General features: G+C 69.7%; 19 protein-coding genes and 1 riboswitch. Of the genes, 6 read left to right on the forward strand and 13 right to left on the reverse strand.

What is annotated here, in order from left to right; genetic code table 11:
* Positions 1-579: 579 nt before the first annotated feature.
* From mptB to AB0L65_RS52705, 3 genes are all read right to left on the reverse strand, one after another.
* Complete coding sequence (mptB, locus tag AB0L65_RS52695) at positions 580-2,655, reverse strand: polyprenol phosphomannose-dependent alpha 1,6 mannosyltransferase MptB (protein ID WP_364263336.1); 2,076 nt, start codon at positions 2,653-2,655, stop codon at positions 580-582.
* 273 nt (positions 2,656-2,928) lie between these two features.
* Positions 2,929-3,663 carry a glycosyltransferase gene (locus AB0L65_RS52700; protein ID WP_364263181.1) on the reverse strand — a complete coding sequence of 245 codons (735 nt, stop codon included), beginning with the start codon at positions 3,661-3,663 and terminating at the stop codon, positions 2,929-2,931.
* A gap of 769 nt (positions 3,664-4,432) precedes the next feature.
* Positions 4,433-4,780: an STAS domain-containing protein gene (locus AB0L65_RS52705; protein ID WP_185069723.1), complete on the reverse strand. Its 348-nt coding sequence runs from the start codon at positions 4,778-4,780 to the stop codon at positions 4,433-4,435.
* Positions 4,781-4,898: 118 nt separating this feature from the next.
* Here AB0L65_RS52705 and AB0L65_RS52710 point away from each other — a divergent pair, with 118 nt between their 5' ends.
* Positions 4,899-5,378 carry a hypothetical protein gene (locus AB0L65_RS52710; protein ID WP_364263184.1) on the forward strand — a complete coding sequence of 160 codons (480 nt, stop codon included), beginning with the start codon at positions 4,899-4,901 and terminating at the stop codon, positions 5,376-5,378.
* Between the two features lie 189 nt (positions 5,379-5,567).
* On the opposite strand, the gene AB0L65_RS52715 is transcribed toward AB0L65_RS52710, so the two are convergent.
* The gene (locus AB0L65_RS52715; protein WP_364263187.1) at positions 5,568-6,671 is read right to left on the reverse strand and encodes a HAMP domain-containing sensor histidine kinase; all 1,104 of its coding nucleotides are present in this window, start codon (positions 6,669-6,671) and stop codon (positions 5,568-5,570) included.
* Entirely contained in the window at positions 6,671-7,369 is a 699-nt protein-coding gene (locus tag AB0L65_RS52720; RefSeq protein ID WP_357751989.1) for a response regulator transcription factor, read from the reverse strand. The genes AB0L65_RS52715 and AB0L65_RS52720 overlap by 1 nt, the downstream gene beginning before the upstream one ends.
* Positions 7,370-7,464: 95 nt before the next feature.
* Between AB0L65_RS52720 and AB0L65_RS52725 the strand changes: the two genes are divergently transcribed.
* The 3 genes from AB0L65_RS52725 to yidC all read left to right on the forward strand — a co-directional run bounded on the left by AB0L65_RS52725 (position 7,465) and on the right by yidC (position 8,554).
* On the forward strand, positions 7,465-7,638 hold the full coding sequence (locus AB0L65_RS52725; RefSeq protein WP_364263190.1) for a hypothetical protein: 174 nt from the start codon (positions 7,465-7,467) through the stop codon (positions 7,636-7,638).
* Complete coding sequence (locus tag AB0L65_RS52730) at positions 7,635-7,835, forward strand: DUF6412 domain-containing protein (protein ID WP_350732412.1); 201 nt, start codon at positions 7,635-7,637, stop codon at positions 7,833-7,835. The genes AB0L65_RS52725 and AB0L65_RS52730 overlap by 4 nt, the downstream gene beginning before the upstream one ends.
* 77 nt (positions 7,836-7,912) lie before the next feature.
* Complete coding sequence (yidC, locus tag AB0L65_RS52735; RefSeq protein ID WP_364263193.1) at positions 7,913-8,554, forward strand: membrane protein insertase YidC; 642 nt, start codon at positions 7,913-7,915, stop codon at positions 8,552-8,554.
* Here yidC and AB0L65_RS52740 read toward each other — a convergent pair.
* Positions 8,538-8,969: an ATP-binding protein gene (locus AB0L65_RS52740; protein WP_350732408.1), complete on the reverse strand. Its 432-nt coding sequence runs from the start codon at positions 8,967-8,969 to the stop codon at positions 8,538-8,540. The two genes, yidC and AB0L65_RS52740, sit on opposite strands and share 17 nt — an antisense overlap.
* Before the next feature lie 176 nt (positions 8,970-9,145).
* On the reverse strand, positions 9,146-10,990 hold the full coding sequence (locus AB0L65_RS52745) for a PAS domain-containing sensor histidine kinase (RefSeq protein WP_364263196.1): 1,845 nt from the start codon (positions 10,988-10,990) through the stop codon (positions 9,146-9,148).
* Positions 10,991-11,083: 93 nt separating this feature from the next.
* On the opposite strand from AB0L65_RS52745, the gene AB0L65_RS52750 reads away from it, so the two are divergent.
* Positions 11,084-11,653 (forward strand): methylated-DNA--[protein]-cysteine S-methyltransferase, encoded by a 570-nt coding sequence (locus AB0L65_RS52750; protein WP_350732404.1) that lies wholly within the window; start codon positions 11,084-11,086, stop codon positions 11,651-11,653.
* On the opposite strand, the gene AB0L65_RS52755 is transcribed toward AB0L65_RS52750, so the two are convergent.
* From AB0L65_RS52755 to AB0L65_RS52775, 5 genes are all read right to left on the reverse strand, one after another.
* Positions 11,622-12,953, reverse strand: a complete 1,332-nt coding sequence (locus tag AB0L65_RS52755; RefSeq protein ID WP_364263199.1) for a cytosine permease — start codon at positions 12,951-12,953, stop codon at positions 11,622-11,624. The genes AB0L65_RS52750 and AB0L65_RS52755 overlap by 32 nt on opposite strands.
* A riboswitch (TPP riboswitch) is annotated at positions 12,944-13,059 on the reverse strand. It overlaps the preceding gene by 10 nt.
* 55 nt (positions 13,060-13,114) lie before the next feature.
* On the reverse strand, positions 13,115-13,438 hold the full coding sequence (locus tag AB0L65_RS52760) for a rhodanese-like domain-containing protein (RefSeq protein WP_350732401.1): 324 nt from the start codon (positions 13,436-13,438) through the stop codon (positions 13,115-13,117).
* Positions 13,435-13,830: a helix-turn-helix domain-containing protein gene (locus tag AB0L65_RS52765; RefSeq protein WP_350732399.1), complete on the reverse strand. Its 396-nt coding sequence runs from the start codon at positions 13,828-13,830 to the stop codon at positions 13,435-13,437. Before AB0L65_RS52765 ends, AB0L65_RS52760 begins: the two co-directional genes overlap by 4 nt.
* Positions 13,831-13,850: 20 nt before the next feature.
* A complete protein-coding gene (locus tag AB0L65_RS52770) occupies positions 13,851-14,729 on the reverse strand; it encodes a DNA-formamidopyrimidine glycosylase family protein (protein ID WP_364263202.1) in 879 nt (292 codons plus the stop codon).
* A gap of 46 nt (positions 14,730-14,775) precedes the next feature.
* The gene (locus AB0L65_RS52775) at positions 14,776-15,381 is read right to left on the reverse strand and encodes a TenA family protein (protein WP_364263205.1); all 606 of its coding nucleotides are present in this window, start codon (positions 15,379-15,381) and stop codon (positions 14,776-14,778) included.
* 23 nt (positions 15,382-15,404) lie between these two features.
* On the opposite strand from AB0L65_RS52775, the gene AB0L65_RS52780 reads away from it, so the two are divergent.
* On the forward strand, positions 15,405-16,061 hold the full coding sequence (locus AB0L65_RS52780; RefSeq protein ID WP_364263208.1) for a GPP34 family phosphoprotein: 657 nt from the start codon (positions 15,405-15,407) through the stop codon (positions 16,059-16,061).
* A gap of 6 nt (positions 16,062-16,067) precedes the next feature.
* Here the strand turns inward: AB0L65_RS52780 and AB0L65_RS52785 are convergent, their stop codons facing one another.
* Entirely contained in the window at positions 16,068-17,360 is a 1,293-nt protein-coding gene (locus tag AB0L65_RS52785; RefSeq protein WP_364263211.1) for an LCP family protein, read from the reverse strand.
* Positions 17,361-17,550: the final 190 nt, after the last annotated feature.

Raw genomic sequence — 17,550 nt, forward strand, 5'->3', positions numbered from 1 at the left:
ACACGCTCAGCCGAACGCTCCGAACGGTGCTGAGCGTTCTGGTCGCCCCCATAAGCACCGCGCCAGCACAGATCGCGTCCGTGCCCCGTGGCCCGTGCCCCGTGGCCCGTGCCCCGTGGCCCGAGGCCCGTGGCCCGAGGCCCATGATCCGGGGCCCGTGATCCGGGGGCCGAGGTCCGGGGGCCCGTGATCCGAGGCCCGTGATCCAAGGCCCGGGGTCCAGGGTGCGGGGTCCGGGGTCCGGGGTCCGGGGTCCGGGGTCCGGGGTCCGGGGTCCGGGGTCCGGGGTCCGGGGAAGCGGGGTCGGGTCCCTCACTCCCGCAGGCGTCCGGTCCGGCCTGGACGGCCCGATGCCCCCGCCATCGCTCCCGGTGAGCAGGGGCGGTGCCGTCCGTCGCCGGATCGGGTGCCTTTGGGCGCGTATGTTGATCACCACGGCGGCTACAGCACCAGCGCCAGCCTTACGATCCGCCCACCCAACACGCGCCGGCAACGAGGATCAACCGGTAGGCAACGGTGTCCAGCAGACGCCAGCCACCAGCACCCCAGCCCCATCCGGCCGACGCCAACGATCGGCGCTCACCCTGTGACGCGCCGCGCCTGAGCCGACGCCGATGGGAGGCGTTCGCGTCTGGCAGTTCGCCACGCCCATAGGACCAATGCCACTGTCAGGGCCAGCAGCACCCACGCGAGTTGAGGCCGGACCACCTCCCTGAGCCAATCGAGATCCTCTGGCTGCCCGTTCACTCTGGCCGGGAGGTATGCCAACGACAGGACCAGCAGGTGGGCGACCACGAACCCGTCCACCGTGGAGGCCACCACCAGCGCCAGCAATCCGAGGGCCAGTCCGTCGTACCAGGGCAGGATGTACGGCGTGGCGAATACGTAGGCGACCATCAGCCCGGCCGCCACGACCGGTGCTTCAAGTCCGCCGTTGCCGTGCGGCGCTGTCCAGCGGTTCGACCAGCGACCTGCGCCGTTACTCGTCCCACTTCCTGGGTCGGTACTTGTCCCAGTTCCTGGGTCGGTACTCGGTCCACTTCCTGGGTCGGTACTCGGTCTACTTCCTTCGTCGTTACCTGTCCCACTTCCTGGGTCGTTAGTCGGTCCGCCCCATGGGGCGTTACTCACCCGGCTCGTAGCTTGGTGGCTCACTCCGCTCGAGGTGGCATTGCCTGGTCCACCAACCGGTGGGTGGGTCACTGTGCTCGAGGTGGCGCTGCTTGGCTCGCTTGCTGCCTGGTAGCTCGTTGTGGTGGTCGTGGGGTGGCCAGGCCCGTTCGATGGAATGGGGGTTGCCCCGTTGCTCGGGGTGGGTGCTGGAGGGAGGCCGGGTTGGCGGGAGCGGGAGGCCAGGCGGAGCAGGGTCCAGGCGAGGAGTGCGAGCACGAGGAGTGAGCCGATCTGGATCTCTCCTCGATAGGCGCTGCCTGTGCCCACGATGGACTGGAGCCAGCCCTGGACGAGTTTCCAGAACGAGGCGTGGGAGATCGACTTGCTGGTGCGCGTCATCGGGGCGATCGCTTCCGGGCCGACGATCGCGTACCCGATGACCACTACGACGAGTGCGCAGGCCGCCATGAGGGCCAGGCGGGCGGGGCGGCGTCTTAGCTCCCAGGCGGGTCCGAGGGCCACGAGGCCGGCATTGACCTTGATCGCCACTCCCAGCCCGAGCAGGAACCCGGATCCTGTGGGGCGGCTTCTGGCCAGGAGGGCGGCGACCATGCAGGCGATGGCGAGGGTGTCCACGTGCATTCCGGCCACCAGTTGGTAGAGCAGGAGGGGGTTGGCCGTCCACAGGAGTGCGGCGCGCAGGCGTCTGGTCGGGTCGTCTCTGGTGAAACGGTCGATGAGCAGGCCCGTCGCTATGAACGCGGCGGCGTTGACCAGGGCCAGCACGAATATCGTCAGGCGGAGGGAGTCGCCGCCGATCCAGCTCGCCACCGCTTGTACGGCCGTGGCCACCGGGCCGTACACGCTCGGCTCTTCGCGCCAGGGCTCCTCGACCGCGTCCGCGATGGGGTCGCCCGGCAGGTCCACCGCTCCATGGGTGTACGGGCTGAGGCCCAGTGTCACCATGCGGCCGTAGGCGGCGTAGTTGAGGTGGTCGCCGGAGCCGGATGGCGGTAGGAACGCCAGGATTGCGGCGGCTGTGCAGCCGATTAGGACGAGGAGGCGGGCGTTCGGCAGCCTCCAAAGCTTGCCCGACAGTGCCCCACGCGGTGCATTTGTCCCCGTCGCGTCGGTCCCGGGCCCGGCTGTCCCCGGCGCAAGGGGTTGCGGCACGTCGGTCCCCGTCACGTCGGTCCGAGGACCGGCTGCCCCCGGCGCAGGTGACTGGTGCTCATCGGGTTGCGTCGGAGTTGGCTGTGGGGAGGTGGTGTGGTCCGGGCTGGTGGGCGGTGGAGTGGCTGCGGGTGGGGTGTCGGAGCTGGCCGCGGGTGGAGTGTCGGAGCTGGCTGTGGGTGGGGTGTTGGGGGTGGGTGTGGGTGGGTGGGGGAGCTTTGGGGGGCGGGTCAGGGTGAGGGCGGTCAGGAGGCCGAGGCCGCCCAGGGTGATCGCGGCGGCGGCGAAGGCGATCACCAGGTAAGGGTTGGGGTGGACGTCGAGAGAGTACGGCGGTTGCCAGCTGGGGCCGGTCAGCGCGGGCACCATCGGGGATGGGCCGAGGAGGCCTATGGTGATCGTCAGCAGGATCGAGGCGCCGATCGCCGCCGTGGCCAGCCCTGCGAGCCGGCCCCGTGCCTTTTCGTGCCGCTTCTCCGAAGTCACCGGCAAATTCCAGCACACTCGCGAGGGGGCTTCGGCCGGACGGGACGTTCCTGTGGATAAGCGGGATCAGGCTGTGGGTCCCTGTGGAGGGGAAGGCCGCCGTCCTGGCCCGAGGAGGGAAAACGGCTTTGTGGTCGTCCCCAGGTGTGGAGATGGTCAGCGATTGGGGCGGATTTTGTTGAGGTTTTGGGCGATTAGCGGCTCTCGCGTGGCTAGCGCAAGGGCCACGTCCCGGAGTTGGATCGCTCGATGGAGCTGGGCTCGCCAGTCCGTCCCCGTGGCACGGTGGGCCATGTCGACCTCGACCTCCTCGATCCGGTACCCCTTGTGGAGCAGGTCGATCGTCAGCGCCGTCTCCACCCCGAACCCGTGCGCCAGTGGACGGGCCGCCTCGAAAGCGGCTCTGGTGAGGCAGCGCTGGCCGTTGAGCGGCTGGGCGGGTGCGAAGCCGGTGGCCCGGCGGATGCCTTCCTTCGACAGGCGTACGACCAGGCCGTGGCCGCCCAGCTTCACCCTGGTCGTGAAGACCGCGATGGTCATGTCGGCCTTGCCCGCGCGTACTGGCTCGATGAGGGGTGCGGCGGCGTGAGCCGTCTCGCCCAGGTCGGCGTCGAGGAAGAGCAGGTGGCGGGGGGTGGCATCCTCGTCGAGGAGACGGACGGCCTCCGCGCCGGTCTCCATCGCGGCGGCCTTGCCCCTGTTGCGGCTGTGGCGCACCACCCTGGCGCCGGCCGCGCGGGCCACCCTGCCGGTCTGGTCCCGCGAGCCGTCGTCCACGACCACGACCAGGTCCACGCCTGGCAGGGCCGCGGCAGCCGTGACGGTGGCCGCGATGCGGTCGGCTTCGTTGGCGGCCGGGATGATGACCGCTGTGTCGCCGCTGCTGCTCACCGAGCGCCACCTCCGCACACGACGCTTCCGTTTCTCCTCAGCCGAGCGCCGGGGCCGGGAACGACGTCCGGGCCGTGGCCGGCGACTCGACCCGGGCCGTGACTCGCGACCCGACTCGGGCCGTTATTGCCACCGTAGCCGACGTTCCAGCCACGGTCGGTACGGCAGCGGCGGTACGGCACGTTGTGAGGCGGTTGCAACGTGCCGCGCATGGTGGCATTCACCGTCACAGTCGCCATCTCGTGCAGGGCGGCTGTTTGCAAGGCCGCGTGCAGGGCCGTCTGCCGGAGCGCATGCATGACCTCGTACAGGGCCACGTTCACGACCCCATGCAGGGCCTCGTGCCGGAGCGCGTGCGCGACCTCAGGCAGGGCCTCGTGCAGAGGCGGGAGTGCTGCCACGCTTGACGTCCCATGCGCAGGCTGAGGCACTGCTGCCCTGCACATCCCATGCGCAGGCCGGGGCGCTGCTGTCCTGCATGCCCCATGTGCGGGTTGGGGCGGTGCCGTCACGCAGGACGTCTCGGCAGGTCGCGGTGCTAAGGTCCCGCGCGACGGCGACGCGCCCTCAGGACGCGCTGCCGAGGTCCTGCGCGGCGTGTCCCCAGGTCGAGGTGCCCGAGTCCTGCGCGACACGTCCTCAGAGCGCGCCGCAGGTGCCCGGTGTGACGCATGCGCGAGCAGCGGCGCCGCTGTCCAGCGCGCCGCCCCTGCGGCCAGGGTCGAGGCGACCCCGCTCTGTACGTCCTCGGATCCGAGCACGGATCCCGTCATGAGCCCTCGGTTATGAGGAACTCCTGCGGCACCTCGTCGTACACGGTGAACACCGAGTCGAGCCCGGTGACCTGCAGGATCTTGCGGACCGCAGGACGTGGGGCGGCCACGTCGAGCGCCCCTCCCTGCTCCTTCATCCGCTTGAGCGCGGACAGCAGGACGTTCATCCCCGTGGAGTCGCAGAAATCCACGGCGGACATGTCGATGACCACTCGGCTGGGCCCTTCCTGCAGCAGCCGAGTGAACTCGGACTGCAGGTGAGGCGCCGTATAGAGGTCGATTTCCCCGGTGATGGCAACCAGTGCGCACCCGGCATGTGATCGAGTCGAGACCTTGAGCTCCACATGGGCAGGCTAGCGGCGCGGAGGCTTCCGGTCACGTTGTCACGCCGATAGGGCAACCACAGGTTTTTGTCCTCCGTTTGGGCTCCATGGAAACGGAGAGTACGCGAAGCTTGACAGCGTGACACCGGACACGGCACGACTTCACGGCGAAGGAGGGGCAGGGGCACGACAGACGGGTCCCGCGACGATGAAAGCAGAAAAACCTGAAGACCCTCAGCGTCAAGGGCTCCGAGAGCGCCTGGAGAACATCCTCATCCGCACGGAGAAGGCCACCTCATGGCATGACGAAGCAGAGCGCCTCCGCAGCCTGGTGAACCGCGAAGGCTACGTCCCCATCCGCACCCGGCTCGCGATCGAGGACCTTGACTTCCTGGGCGGTGCCCGGGCTGATCTGCTCAGGTTCTTGGAGCTCGGGCTGAGGTTGCTCGAGCTTCACCAGCCGAGGGACGCGGGAGGCATCACCAGCGACGCCGCCCATCCGATCCTGCGGTGCCGGAGCTGCATGTGGCGCTGGCCCTGCCCGACATTTCGAGCGATGTCGGAGTCGTTCGGCGCCTCGAGGGATCCGGCCGATCCTGAGCTCCCGGAGAGCGCCTGAGGGCCGCACCAGGAGGCCGGTACCAAGAGCGCCCAGCGCTCGCCGTCAGGAGGCTGACGTCAGGTGGCAGGAAGCTGGTGGCAGGGGCGCCCGAGCCGCCGTACAGCAGCCCGAGCCACCGTGCAGCAGCCCGAGCCACCGTGCAGCAGGAGGCAGCCGAGGAGCCAGGGTCAGGAACGAGGGGGCCGGTCAGCCGGCGACCAGGGGGAGCCGGATCTCGAACCGGCACCCCGGCCCGTCGTTGACCACCCCGATCACCCCGTCGTGCGCCTCCACGATCCCCTGCGCGATGGCGAGCCCCAGCCCCGCCCCGCCGTCGGCCGTAGGCGTACGAGCGGCCTCCCCCCGGAAAGCGACCTCGAACACCCGGGGCAGGTCCTCCTCAGGAATCCCCCCGCAACAGTCCGCCACCGACAGACAAGCCATCCCCTCCTCATCCAGCCCGGCCCGCAGCACCACAGTCCGGTCCGACGGCGTGTGCCGGATGGCGTTGATCACGAGGTTCCGCAGGGCCCGCCCCAACGCCCCCGCGTCGGCCTCCACCGGCAGGGACGCCGACGCCTCGGCCGTCAGGACCACCCCCTTGGCCCTGGCCAGCGGCTCGGCCCCGGCGACGGTGTCGGCCACGAGGTCGGCCAGCCCGATGCGCGAACGCGACAGCCGCAGCGCCCCCGCGTGGATCCGCGACAGCTCGAACAGGTCGTCCACCATCCCCGAGAGCCGTTCCACCTCCAGCTTGATCTGGGCGTGGTAGCGCGCGACCGTGAGCGGGTCGGACACCACCCCGTCCTCCAGGGCCTCAACCATGGCCCGCATCCCGGCCAGCGGCGTACGAAGATCGTGGCTCACCCACGCGACGAGCTCCCGCCGTGCCCCTTCGAGGGCCCGTTCCCGCGCGTACGCCTCCTCCAGGGTGTTCGCGATGGTCTGGAGCTCGGCCGGCAGCCCCCGGGGCGCGGTGAACGGCACGTCGCGTACGGCGGCCACCAGCCGACGGCTCTCCGCGACCACCCGCCTGGCCAGCACGAACGCCACCCCGAGCCCCACCAGCCCGCCGACGGCCACCACACTCAGCACGAAGTCCTTGACGGGACCCTCGATGATCATCTTCATGATGATCGCCACGACCCCGGCCAGCGTGGCCGCCACGGCGACCACCACGACCACGGCCATCATCACCCCGATGGACCTGGTACGCAGCCGCCACATCACCCCGATGCCCAGCAGCGCGGCCACGAGCCCGAGCCCGGCCGCCACCGCGACGACCATGGGCAGGTCACCGGGCTGCGGCATCAGGAACCGCCCTCCATCGGCTCATACCGGTATCCGACCCCCCACACCGTGACGATCCTCCGCGGCTCGGTCGGATCCGGCTCGATCTTCTCCCGCAGCCGCCTGACGTGCACGGTCACGGTGGAGGAGTCGCCGAACGACCACCCCCACACCTGGTTCAGCAGCGCGGAGCGACTGAATGCCTGCCGCGGATTGCGCATGAGATGCGCCAGCAGATCGAACTCCCGCGCCGTCAGCATCACCTCGTCCCCCCTCAGCCGAACCTCGTGCGCCCCCACGTCCACCACCAGATCCCCGTCGCGCAGCACCCCGGTGCCGCCGGTGACGGACGCCCCCCGCGCCCGCCGCAGCACCGACTGCACGCGCAGCGCGAGCTCCCGCGGGCTGAACGGCTTGGTCACGTAGTCGTCGGCCCCCGTCTCCAGCCCGACCACCCGGTCGATCTCCTCTCCGAGCGCGGTCAGCATGATCACCGGTACGGGCCAGCGCTCCCTGAGCTTCCTGCACACCTGCAGCCCGTCGAGCTTGGGCAGCATCAGGTCCAGCACCATGAGGTCGGGCGGATGGGCCAGCGCCCTGCGCAGCGCCTCCACCCCGTCGCCGACGCATTCGACCTCGTGACCGTCGCGCTCCAGATAGCGCGCGACGACCTCGGAAACGGTCGGATCATCATCGACCACCAGGATGCGCGTGTTCACGACTTCACGGTACGGCCGGGGAACAGGTAAGTGTCAGGGACGTCATTGCTTCGTAAGCCTCGCGGATCATGTCCGGACGACGTACGGTTGCTGTCATGGGTAGAGTCGTGATGCTTGTGCTGGGGACCCTGCTGGGTCTCTTCGTGCTGTTCAATTTCCTGCTGCCGATGCTGGTAGGCCTGATCAAGATCGCTTTGATCATCGGGGTGATCGCTCTGCTCGTCTTCGTCGCGGTCACCGTGGTGGGCAAGTCCTCCCGATCGCATTGACGTTCTTCCTGTTCGACCCGTGGCTGGTCGGGATCACCATGCTGGCGATCCTGCTGCTGGCCACGTGGGCAGCCACGTTCCTGCCCATCCTCAGTGGGGGGCCGCCGAGCTTTCCGCTGAGTTACGCGCGCCGTACGGCCTTCCAGCGGCAGCGCGACCCTGACGCGGCCGGTCGCTCGCGTCCACGAGCCCCTTAGGCACGCCCCGCTTCATCGTCAAGCGGGGCTACTCGTACGAGTGAGCCCTTTTCCCCATCTCACTCCAAGTAGGGCTCATGATCGATTCTCTTGTCACGTTCGTCATCAGCATGTCCGGGGGCAGTGCCGCGCTGGGCATCGTGCTGTTCACCCTGGCCGTACGGCTCCTGCTGCTCCCCCTGAACGTCCGCCAGTCCCGGACCATGAAGCTCCGCCAGCGGCTCGCCCCCAAGCTGCGCGAGCTCCAGAAGCGCCACGCGCGCAACCCCGAGCGGCTGGCCAAGGAGACCTCGGCGCTGTTCGCCAAGGAAGGCACTTCGCCGTTCGCCGGATTCTTGCCGATGCTGGGGCAGTTTCCGTTCATGTGGCTGATGTACCGGGTGGCCACGCATCCGACCGCGCTGGCCGGACATACCCTTTTCGGCGCTCCGCTGGGTCAGCAGGTCGCCGGGGCGGTGGCCAATTTCGGTCTGGTCAGTGCGCCGGTTTTGGTCTTTGTATTGGTCATCGCGCTGGTCGCGGTGGTGGCATGGTTCTCCGCCAGGAACATCAAGGTGACCGAGGACCAGCCGGACTGGCTGAAGCGACTCCTGCCATGGATGCCGTACGGCTCAGTGCTCGCCGCGCTGGTGCTGCCGCTCGCGGCTGGGCTCTACCTGCTCGTGTCCATGGCATGGGCCACGACCGAGCGGGCGGTGCTGGCTAGCCGGCCTCTCTGAGGGCTGTGACCTGCCCGTTCATCGATCCGCGAGGAGCGGGCAGGATGGCCCACACCGTGGTCGTGTCACCGTCGTGCCGGACCCCCCAGCTCTCCGCCACGTATTCCACGATGCCGAGCCCCCGGCCCCCGAGCGACGACAGGGTCGGGCGGCCCGCGCGCGGCTCGGTCGCCGCACCCCCGTCGCTCACCGCCACTTCGATGTGATCGTCACTCCGAAGCCACGCCACTCTCACCATCCCCGACGGAAGGGGATGCGCGTGCCTCAGCGCGTTGCTCAGCAGCTCGCTCACCACGAGCACCGCGTCATCGATCGCCGTCGAAAAAACCCCGCTGTCCTGCAGCTCAGTGCTCAGGCGCTGGCGGGCGACGGCGACGCTGGACGGCGCGTACGGCAGCAGCACCACGCTTGACACACCCACCTCCCCGTTCCCTGTGCCCCCCGCGGGAACACTCCCCGGTACGACCGAAATGCCCCGTTACTCGATCCCAGAAACCGCATCTCGATCACAGCTTGTACACATTGGACGATAGATCAGCTCAACTGTGACCACCTCGTTACCGCCTCGGTGTGTCGGATCCGATAGTGAAACTAGGCCCCCGACGCTCGCAGTTCGAGACGCATCCGGGTGCCGCCTCCGGGTCTCGGGTGCGCGCTCACGTCTCCGCCTTGGGCCCTGGCGAGGCTGCGGACTATGTAGAGACCCAGCCCCACTCCACCAAACCGTCTCCGGTCGCCGCTGTCCACCTGGACGAACCTCTCAAAGATCCTCTCTCGGTCAGTAGGGGCGATACCGACCCCTTCATCGTCCACGACCACGACCACGTTGTCGGCCTCGGCCCAGGCCTCCACGCTGATCAGCCCGCCCTTGGGCGAGTACTTGAACGCGTTCTCCAGCAGCTGCCCCAGCACGATGTCCGTGGCCAGGGCGTCCCCCAGCACGTTCGGCAGCCCGTCCTGGATGACCACCTCGACCCGGTGCTTGTCCGACAGCGCGGGCAGCCCGAGCGTGGCCGCGTCGATCCGCTCGGCCAGGTCGAACTCCTCGATCCGCACCTTGAGCTCGTCGGCCCCCGCCCTGGCCCCGAGCAGCAGGTGGTCCATGAGCTCGCCCAGCGACCTGGCCCGCTCGGAGATCGTGTGCACGGCCGAGCGGCGTTCGGGGTCGCTCATCTTGTCCCAGCGCCGGTCGAGCGTGCTGGCGAACCCGCGCACGATCGTGATCGGCGTACGCAGCTCGTGGCTGGTCGTGGCCAGGAACAGGTCCTTGGCCTCCTCGAGCTCCTTGGCCGTGGTCACGTCGCGGAAGTCGATGACCACCTCGCCGGTCTCCTCGATCTGCGCGCTCACCACGTCCAGCCACCGCCCGGTCTCCATCTGGAACGTGACCTTCTCGCCCGGCTTGGGCAGCGGGAACGGCGGCGGCCCGCCGATGACGGCCTCGGCCGGGAACGCGGTGAGCTCGGCGGCGGCCGGGTTCCACCGGACGACCCGTCCCGATCCGTCGAGCACGGCGATGCCGTCGGCGCTGGCGTCGAAGACGGCCTGCTCGTGCGCCCGCTGCCGCACCGCCTCCTGGTAGGCCACCGCGTTGCCGACGGCGATGCCCGCGTGACCGGCCAGGAGCTCCAGCAGCTCCAGTTCGAGGTGTCCGGGTGTGCTCTGGGCGAACAGCGCGTACAAGGCCCCGTACGGGCGCCCTCCGACGGCGGCAAGGCCCAGTGCGATCGTGTGCAGCCCCTTCAGCCGGGCCCAGACCAGGTCCTGGAGCCCGTTCGACTCCAGCATGACGGTCTTGCCGGTGCGTAAGAGCTTGTCGACGAGGCTCGTGCGCAGGTCCGTGGTGGTGCCCCTGATGGCCTCCGGCAGCTGGTACGTGCTGACCAGCCGTAACCGTTCACCCTCGATCAGCACGAACCCGCCCGCGTCCGCCCCGGTGAGCTCCGTGAGGCTGGCCGAGATCCGGTCGAGCACGGCCGACAGCTCCAGCTCGGAGTTGATGTCGCCGACCACGTCGGTGAGCCGGCGCACCAGCCTGGCCCGGCGCGCCATGCGGTCCTTGGCCACCTGGTCGGCCCGCGCGAGGTGGTGCACGCAGACGTACCCGGCCACGGAGCTGCCCAGGCGCAGCGCGCTGATGTCGACGCGCACGTCGAGCACGGTCCCGTCGTCGCGTAGGCGCTTGGTGCGGACCGAGACCTGGCCGCCGGTGCGTACGCGTTCGAGCACGGCGTTGTGCTCGGCGGTCAGCTCGCCCGGCACGATCGGCGCCCGGCGCCCGAGCATCTCCTCCGCCGTCCACCCGAACAGCCGTTCGGCCGCCTCGTTCCAGACCAGTACGCTCTGATCACGGTCGACGACCACGACGGCGTTGGGCGAACCGGCGAGGGCAGCGCGAGCTATTTCGTCGTCACTACCGGCCCATTCGTCCCCCACTCCTCCATAGTGCACGTGGCGTGGTGAGTGCGTCGGGCGATCCGTCCGATACGCTGCGGTCACGGTGATTCTCGGCGGCGGGAGGCTGGCGGCATGTCGAGCAACGATCTCGATGCCCTGTTGCGCGTGACCTCCAGCACCTATCGAGGTGATGCGCCTCCCGACATCGCGTTCGGCCCCTATGACGGGGCCGTCGGCAGGCTGATGCTCGCGGTCACCGGCAAGGGCATCGCGGCGTGCAGCTTCGAGCCGGAAAACGCCGTGTACGAGCTGCTCACGAGGCACGTGGGCAGGTTCATCGGGCCGGATCCGCGCCGGCTCGACCCGGTGCGCAGGGAGCTGGACGCCTACTTCTCCGGCCGCCTGCGCGCGTTCACCACGCCCGTCGACCTGGCGCTGGCGACGTCCTTCGCCCGCACGGTGCTGCAGAAGACGATGGCGGTCCGATACGGCACCACCACGACGCTGGAGGAGATCGGCGCGAGCATCGGCAGGCCGCGCGCGCTGCGGGCGATCGGCAACGCGCTGGCCTCCAACCCCGTGTGCGTGATCGTGCCGTGCCACCGGGTGGTGCGTGAGGACGGCGCGCTCGGCGACTACGCGGGCGGCGCGGCCGCCAAGCAACACCTGCTCAACGTCGAAAGGCGCGTGTCGACCAGCTGATCAGCAGGGTGACCAGCACGGCGACCACGGCCGCGCCGAGCGCCCCGTTCATCCACGGCTGCCGGGTGAAGCCGATGGCGTCGCGGACCCCCTGCCAGAAGCCGTCCCATGGCTCGAGCGTGGGCGCGGAGGTCGTCAGCCAGTACGCCACGAAGCCAAGCGCCCACGGCACCAGCCTCGACCAGCGCGAGGGCGCGTTCTCCGCGGTGTTCCAGCTCCGCGAGCCGCCGAGCACGAAGTAGTCCACGGCCAGCACCGCGAACATCGGCACGAACACCGCCCCGATCACCCCGAGGAACGCCCCGTACGAGTTGACGTCCACGACCAGGGCGATCGCGACGCTCAGCACGCCGATGGCGATGGAGAAGACGCGCCGGTCCACCCGCGGCATGAGGTTCTGCAGCGAGACCGTGGTGGAGTAGACGTTGGCGAACGACTGGTCGGTCTCCCGCAGCACCAGGATCGCGAAGAACAGCGCGCCCAGCGGCACCGCCACGAACGCGCCGAACACCGACGTCCCGTCGGCCGCCACCTTGTCGGCCCCCGCCATGGCCACCGCGAACACGCCCAGGCCCAGGCAGGCGACCTGAGCCAGCGTATAGCCGCCGACGACGCCGGTGAACGCGGCCCTGCTCGACCTGGAGTGCCGGGCGAAGTCGGCCGCCATCGGCACCCACGACACCGACAGCGCGATCACGTAGTCCACGGCGGGTGCGAAGGCCGTCCAGGACCCGCCGGTGTGCGCGGGCGCCCTGGTGAGGAAGAACCAGGCGAACCACACCATCGACACGATCACGCCGATGGTGACGTACCGCCGCAGCAGCCTGACGGACCCGAGCGGCCAGATCGTGAGCGCGGTGGTCAGCAACCCCGCCGCGATCACCCACACCTGGTACGGCACGGCGCCGAAGATCGCGCTGGCCGCCTTGGCGATCACCCACAGCTCGAACGCGGCCCAGCCGAGCATCTGGACGATGTTCAGCACCGTGGGGACGTACGAGATCCGCGCCCCGAACAGGCCCCGCAGCAGCACCATCGCGGGCTGCCCCGTCTGGGTGCCGGGGACGGCGGACAGGCCCACCATGGCGGTGCCGATCAGGCTGCCGACCACGGTCGCCAGGAGCGCGGCGGTCAGGCTGAGGGGAGCGTCGGACAGGGGGTTGAGCAGGAGCAACGCGCCGGAGAAGCCCAGGAGGCTGACTCCGAGATTCGCCCAGAGCGCGCCCTGATCGAGCACGCCCAGGGTCTTCGGCGGCCTGCCTTCAAGAGTCAGCGGAACTTCGTCGACGACATGCGTCATCGCACACTCCCTACGCCGGCATTACCCGGACAGGTTCAGGCGGTCGGCAGCGGATCTATGGCTGCCCTCTCAGCCCGGCGCACCCCGAGCTCCCGCGACAATCTGCAGTTGGCGCCCTCATCATGCCTCAGCAACGACGAAACCGCCACAGTGGGGCCTTTTTACGCCACGAACGGCTGCTGCCCGGTCTCGCTGACCATCGGGCGGCTCGCGAACTCCCACGACTGCATGCCGCCGCCGACGTTGACGGCGTCGCGCCCGAGCTGGTTGAGCCAGGCCGCGACCTGCAGGGACCGGCCGCCCACCCGGCAGACGACGTAGACCGTGCGGTCGCCGGGCACCTCGTCGACCCGCCCCTGAATCTGGGTCATGGGGATGTGCACGGCCTCCGGGGCGTGCCCCGCGACCCATTCGTCCTGCTCACGGACGTCGAGCAGGTAAGCGTCTGCCGGAACGGCACTGGCCTCGATCTCAGGAACGGTCATGACTCCATCATCTCGCGCCTGGCGTCGTAGGCCGCACGCGCCGCGGCGATCTCCTCCTGGTGCGTCTCCGTCCAGGTGACCAGCGACTTGATGGTCTCGTGCAGCGTACGGCCGAGCGGCGTGAGCGCGTAGTCCACCCTGGGCGGCACGACGGGATGGACCGTGCGGCTGACCAGGCCGTCGCGCTCCAGCTGGCGCAGGGTCACGCTGAGCATGCGCTGGCTGACGCCGTCGATCTCGCGGCGGAGCTGGGTGAAGCGCAGGCTCTGGCAGTCGAGCAGGGCGATCACGAGCAGCGACCACTTGTCGGCGATGCGGTCGAGGATCTGACGCACCTCGCAGTCCTCGCGCGTGTCCCACTGGCGCACGTCGTAGTCGTCGAGCGGTTCCACAGTGCCTTCTTCCGTCGAGCTCACTTGAGAAGGCGGGACAGCCGGCGGTCGGCCAGGGGCTTGCCGCCGGTCTGGCAGGTGGGGCAGTACTGCAGCGAGGAGTCCGCGAAGGACACCTCGCGGATCGTGTCGCCGCAGACGTCGCACGGCTGCCCGGTCCGGTTGTGGACCCGCAGTCCCGACTTCTTCTCCGCCTTGAGGTCCTTGGCCGCCAGCCCGTGCGCCCGCTCCACCGCCTCCCCCAGGGTGGTGATGATGGCCTCGTGCAGGTCGGCGATCTGCGCGTCCGTCAGCGTGGCCGCGATCTTGAACGGGGACATCTTGGCCGCGTGCAGCACCTCGTCCGAGTAGGCGTTCCCGATGCCGGCGATGATCTTCTGGTCGCGCAGCAGCCCCTTGATCTGGGTGCGGTTGCCGCCCACGATGCGCTTGAGCGCCTCGACGGTGAAGGACCCGTCGAGGGGGTCGGGGCCGAGTGCGGCGATGCCGGGGACGCCGTCCGGGTTCTTGGTGACGTAGACGGCCAAGCGCTTCTGCGTCCCGGCCTCCGTCAGCTCGAACCCGGGCGCCAGCCCCTCCTCGTCGGGCGCCAGCCGGACCCGTACCGCGAGCGGGCCCTTGCCGGGACGTACGGGCTTCGCGCCCGACAGGTCGTCGCGCCAGCGCAGCCACCCCGCCCGGGCCAGGTGGATGACCAGGTGGAGGCCGTCGCAGTCGAGGTCGAGGAACTTGCCGTGCCTCGACACCCCGGTGATGGTCAGCCCGCCGAGCGCGGTCGCCGGCGGGTCGAACGTCTTGAGCGCCTGGAAGGCCACCACGTCGATCCCCAGGACCGTGCGGCCCACGGCCCGTTCGCGCAGGAAATGGGTGAGCGACTCCACTTCGGGAAGTTCCGGCATGTCCCCAGGGTACGTGCGCGTCCGGCCGTCCACAGCCTGTGGACGGCTACGGCACGCTCCAGAAGGCCAGCTCGTGCGCCATCCCCTCGGCGAACAGCTCCTCGGCCCGCGCCGGGTCCGGCGCGGCCTCGTCGATCATCTGCGCGATCCGCGCGGTGAGCGCCGCGAACGCCGGATCCGCGTACGTGTCCACCCACGCCCGATATCTCGACTCAGCAGGGGAAATTTCCGCCAATATCTGCCCGAGACTCGAATATCCCCACATACACGGATATAGCGCCGCCAGCCCCTCCCCGTACGACGCCGCCGACTCCAGCAGGAACGCCGTGTACGCCGCGCACGCCGGCCCCTTCACCGCCCCCTCCAGATCCGCGCCGAACTCGGCCGACAACGACCTGTGCAGGCTCAACTCGTCGTGGTACGTGGTGTGCGCCAGGTCCACCAGATCACCCAGATGCCCGTCGGGCGCCTGCCAGGCCAGCCGCGCGAACACCCGTACGTAGTCGAGCAGGAACAGGTAGTCCTGCTCCAGCCACGACCTGAACACCGCCTCGGGCAGGTCGCCACGCGCGATGCCGGCCACGGTCGGGTGCTCGAGCTGAGCCCGGAGCAGCGGGCGGCCGACGGCGTGCAACGTCTCCGAGATAGTCATGGCTGGGAGGTTAGTGTCGAAGCATGACTGTGACGATCGCCGAAGAGCTCCTCCTGATCGCCTACAACGACGAGAAGGGCACGCCGCTCGTCGCCGGGACCCAGCTCGACCCGGCCCTCGCCGGCGCGCTCCTCGCCGAGCTGGCCGTCAACGGCCGGCTGGAGCTGTCGGACAAGAAGGTGACGGTCATGGACCCGTCCCCGCTCGGCGACTCCGAGCTGGACGCCACGCTGGCCCGCATCGCCGAGGAGGGCAAGGAGCGCAAGCCCGCCTGGTGGGTCCAGCGGCTGCAGTCGGCCAGGCTGCGCGGGCGCCTGCTCACCAGGCTGGCGGAGTCGGGCGTGCTGACCGAGCAGCGCGGCAAGGTGCTGGGCATCTTCCCCACGACGCGCTGGCCTGAAGCCGACCCCGATGTGGAGGCCGCGGTCAGGGACCGGGTGACCAGTGCGCTGGCGGGCGCCGACCCCGACGCCCGCACGGCCGTCCTGATCGCCATCGCGCACGCGGCCAAGCTCGACCGCAAGGCCTTCCCCGGGGCGAGCAGGCAGCGCGTCAAGGAGATCGCGGAGGGCGCCTGGACGGCCGACGCGGTCGCCCAGACCATCGCCGCCATCAACGCGGTCATGATCACGACGATCACCGCGGCGACCGTCGCCGCGACGACCTCCACCTCCGGGTGAGCCGCGCTAGTTGCCGGTGTCGATGACGTCCTTCGGCACCGGCTTGTCCTCCTTCAGGGCGTTGAAGAGGGCCAGCGCCTTGGGCCGGTCCGACTTGATCGCCTCGCCGCCGTCCGCGAGCCGCTCGGTGCCGCCGAACGGGACCACCGTCGTCACCGGGCTGTCGCCCATCGCCAGCCCCAGCGACAGCAGGTCGAAGGCGCCCGTGTCGCCGTCGACCGAGACCGCGTCGGTGGCGCTCATCGCCAGCGGGATCGACGTGAACGGGTTGATCAGCACTCCGGGGCTGGCCGCCTTCTTCACGACCGCGCCCAGGAACTGCCGCTGCCGCTTGGTCCGCTCGAAGTCGGGCAGCGCGCCGCCCTTGCGGGTCCGTACGTACCCCAGGGCCTGGGCGCCGTTGAGCACCTGCGTGCCCTTCTTCAGCTTGAGGCCGGCCTTCGGGTCGTCCACGGCGGCCCGTACGTTGATCTCGACGCCTCCGATGGCGTCCACGATGCCGACGAACCCGGCAAACCCGATCTCCATGTAGTGGTCGATGTACACGCCCGTGACCGACTCCACGGTGCGGACCAGCAGCTGCGGCCCGCCGTTGTAGGCGGCGTTGAGCTTGTCGCGCCTCTTGCCCGGGACGTCGACGGCCAGGTCGCGCGGGAGGCTGACCAGCGTCGGCTTGTCGCCGCCCTCGGGGATGTGCAGCAGCATCATCGAGTCCGTACGGTTCCCGCCGGTCGCCCGGCCCGTGGCGAGCTTCTTGCGCTCGGCGGCCGACAGGCCCTTGCGGCTGTCGGAGCCGACGAGCAGCCAGTTGGTGCCGGGGGTGTCGGCGGGACGGCCCGGATAGTTGTCGAGCACGCCGTCGATGCCGGCGATCCTGGAGTTGATCCAGAAGAGCATGCCCACGCCCGCCACCAGCAGCACGACCAGGAGCCCGGCGACGATCTTCAGGATCGTCTTTCCGGACACCCGCCTGCGGGGCTTCGACGGGTCCGAGGGGCCGCGCCTCGACCGCAGCGGCTGGGCCGGGCTGTTGCCGGAGCGGGCCCGGCCGTACACGCGCGAACGACCCTGGGGCGGCTCGTCCGGGGCGGAGCCGGGAGAGGCGGCGCCTGACCCCGGCTCGGGGTACTGCGGGGCCGTAGGCAGCTTGTGCGTGGCCGCGCCCGGCCCGCCAGGGGGCGCGGACGGGACCTGGTGGGCCGGCGCGCCCCCGGCGCGCAGGCCGTCACCTGGCCTCGGCGGCAGCGGGCGGCCGTCGCCTGGTGAGCGCATGGCCCGCGTACGGTCGTCCTCAGACACTTCGCCTTCTTCCCTTCGGTTTGTCATAAACGCTACGTCGAACCCCTTACCAGTGAAGACACTCGGCCAAGGTTTTCCCATGGAAAAGTACGCAGAACCAGGGAAGAGTCACCACGGAAACATAGATGCCACCAGCATCGTTACGGTTATGGACGACCTCTATCGAAGGGAAGATCGTGTCCGCTCCGGA

The organism is Nonomuraea sp. NPDC052116 (assembly GCF_040680035.1).
Classification (GTDB): domain Bacteria; phylum Actinomycetota; class Actinomycetes; order Streptosporangiales; family Streptosporangiaceae; genus Nonomuraea; species Nonomuraea angiospora_A.

Coding starts and splice junctions, on each gene's coding strand:
- mptB (WP_364263336.1), bottom strand. CDS start 2,655: ATGGTGCCCGCGCTGACCGGCCCCAGCTGGCAACCGCCGTACTCTCTC.
- AB0L65_RS52715 (WP_364263187.1), bottom strand. CDS start 6,671: ATGCCGCAGCCCGGTGACCTGCCCATGGTCGTCGCGGTGGCGGCCGGG.
- AB0L65_RS52725 (WP_364263190.1), top strand. CDS start 7,465: ATGGGTAGAGTCGTGATGCTTGTGCTGGGGACCCTGCTGGGTCTCTTC.
- yidC (WP_364263193.1), top strand. CDS start 7,913: ATGATCGATTCTCTTGTCACGTTCGTCATCAGCATGTCCGGGGGCAGT.
- AB0L65_RS52750 (WP_350732404.1), top strand. CDS start 11,084: ATGTCGAGCAACGATCTCGATGCCCTGTTGCGCGTGACCTCCAGCACC.
- AB0L65_RS52755 (WP_364263199.1), bottom strand. CDS start 12,953: ATGACGCATGTCGTCGACGAAGTTCCGCTGACTCTTGAAGGCAGGCCG.
- AB0L65_RS52760 (WP_350732401.1), bottom strand. CDS start 13,438: ATGACCGTTCCTGAGATCGAGGCCAGTGCCGTTCCGGCAGACGCTTAC.
- AB0L65_RS52770 (WP_364263202.1), bottom strand. CDS start 14,729: ATGCCGGAACTTCCCGAAGTGGAGTCGCTCACCCATTTCCTGCGCGAA.
- AB0L65_RS52775 (WP_364263205.1), bottom strand. CDS start 15,381: ATGACTATCTCGGAGACGTTGCACGCCGTCGGCCGCCCGCTGCTCCGG.
- AB0L65_RS52780 (WP_364263208.1), top strand. CDS start 15,405: ATGACTGTGACGATCGCCGAAGAGCTCCTCCTGATCGCCTACAACGAC.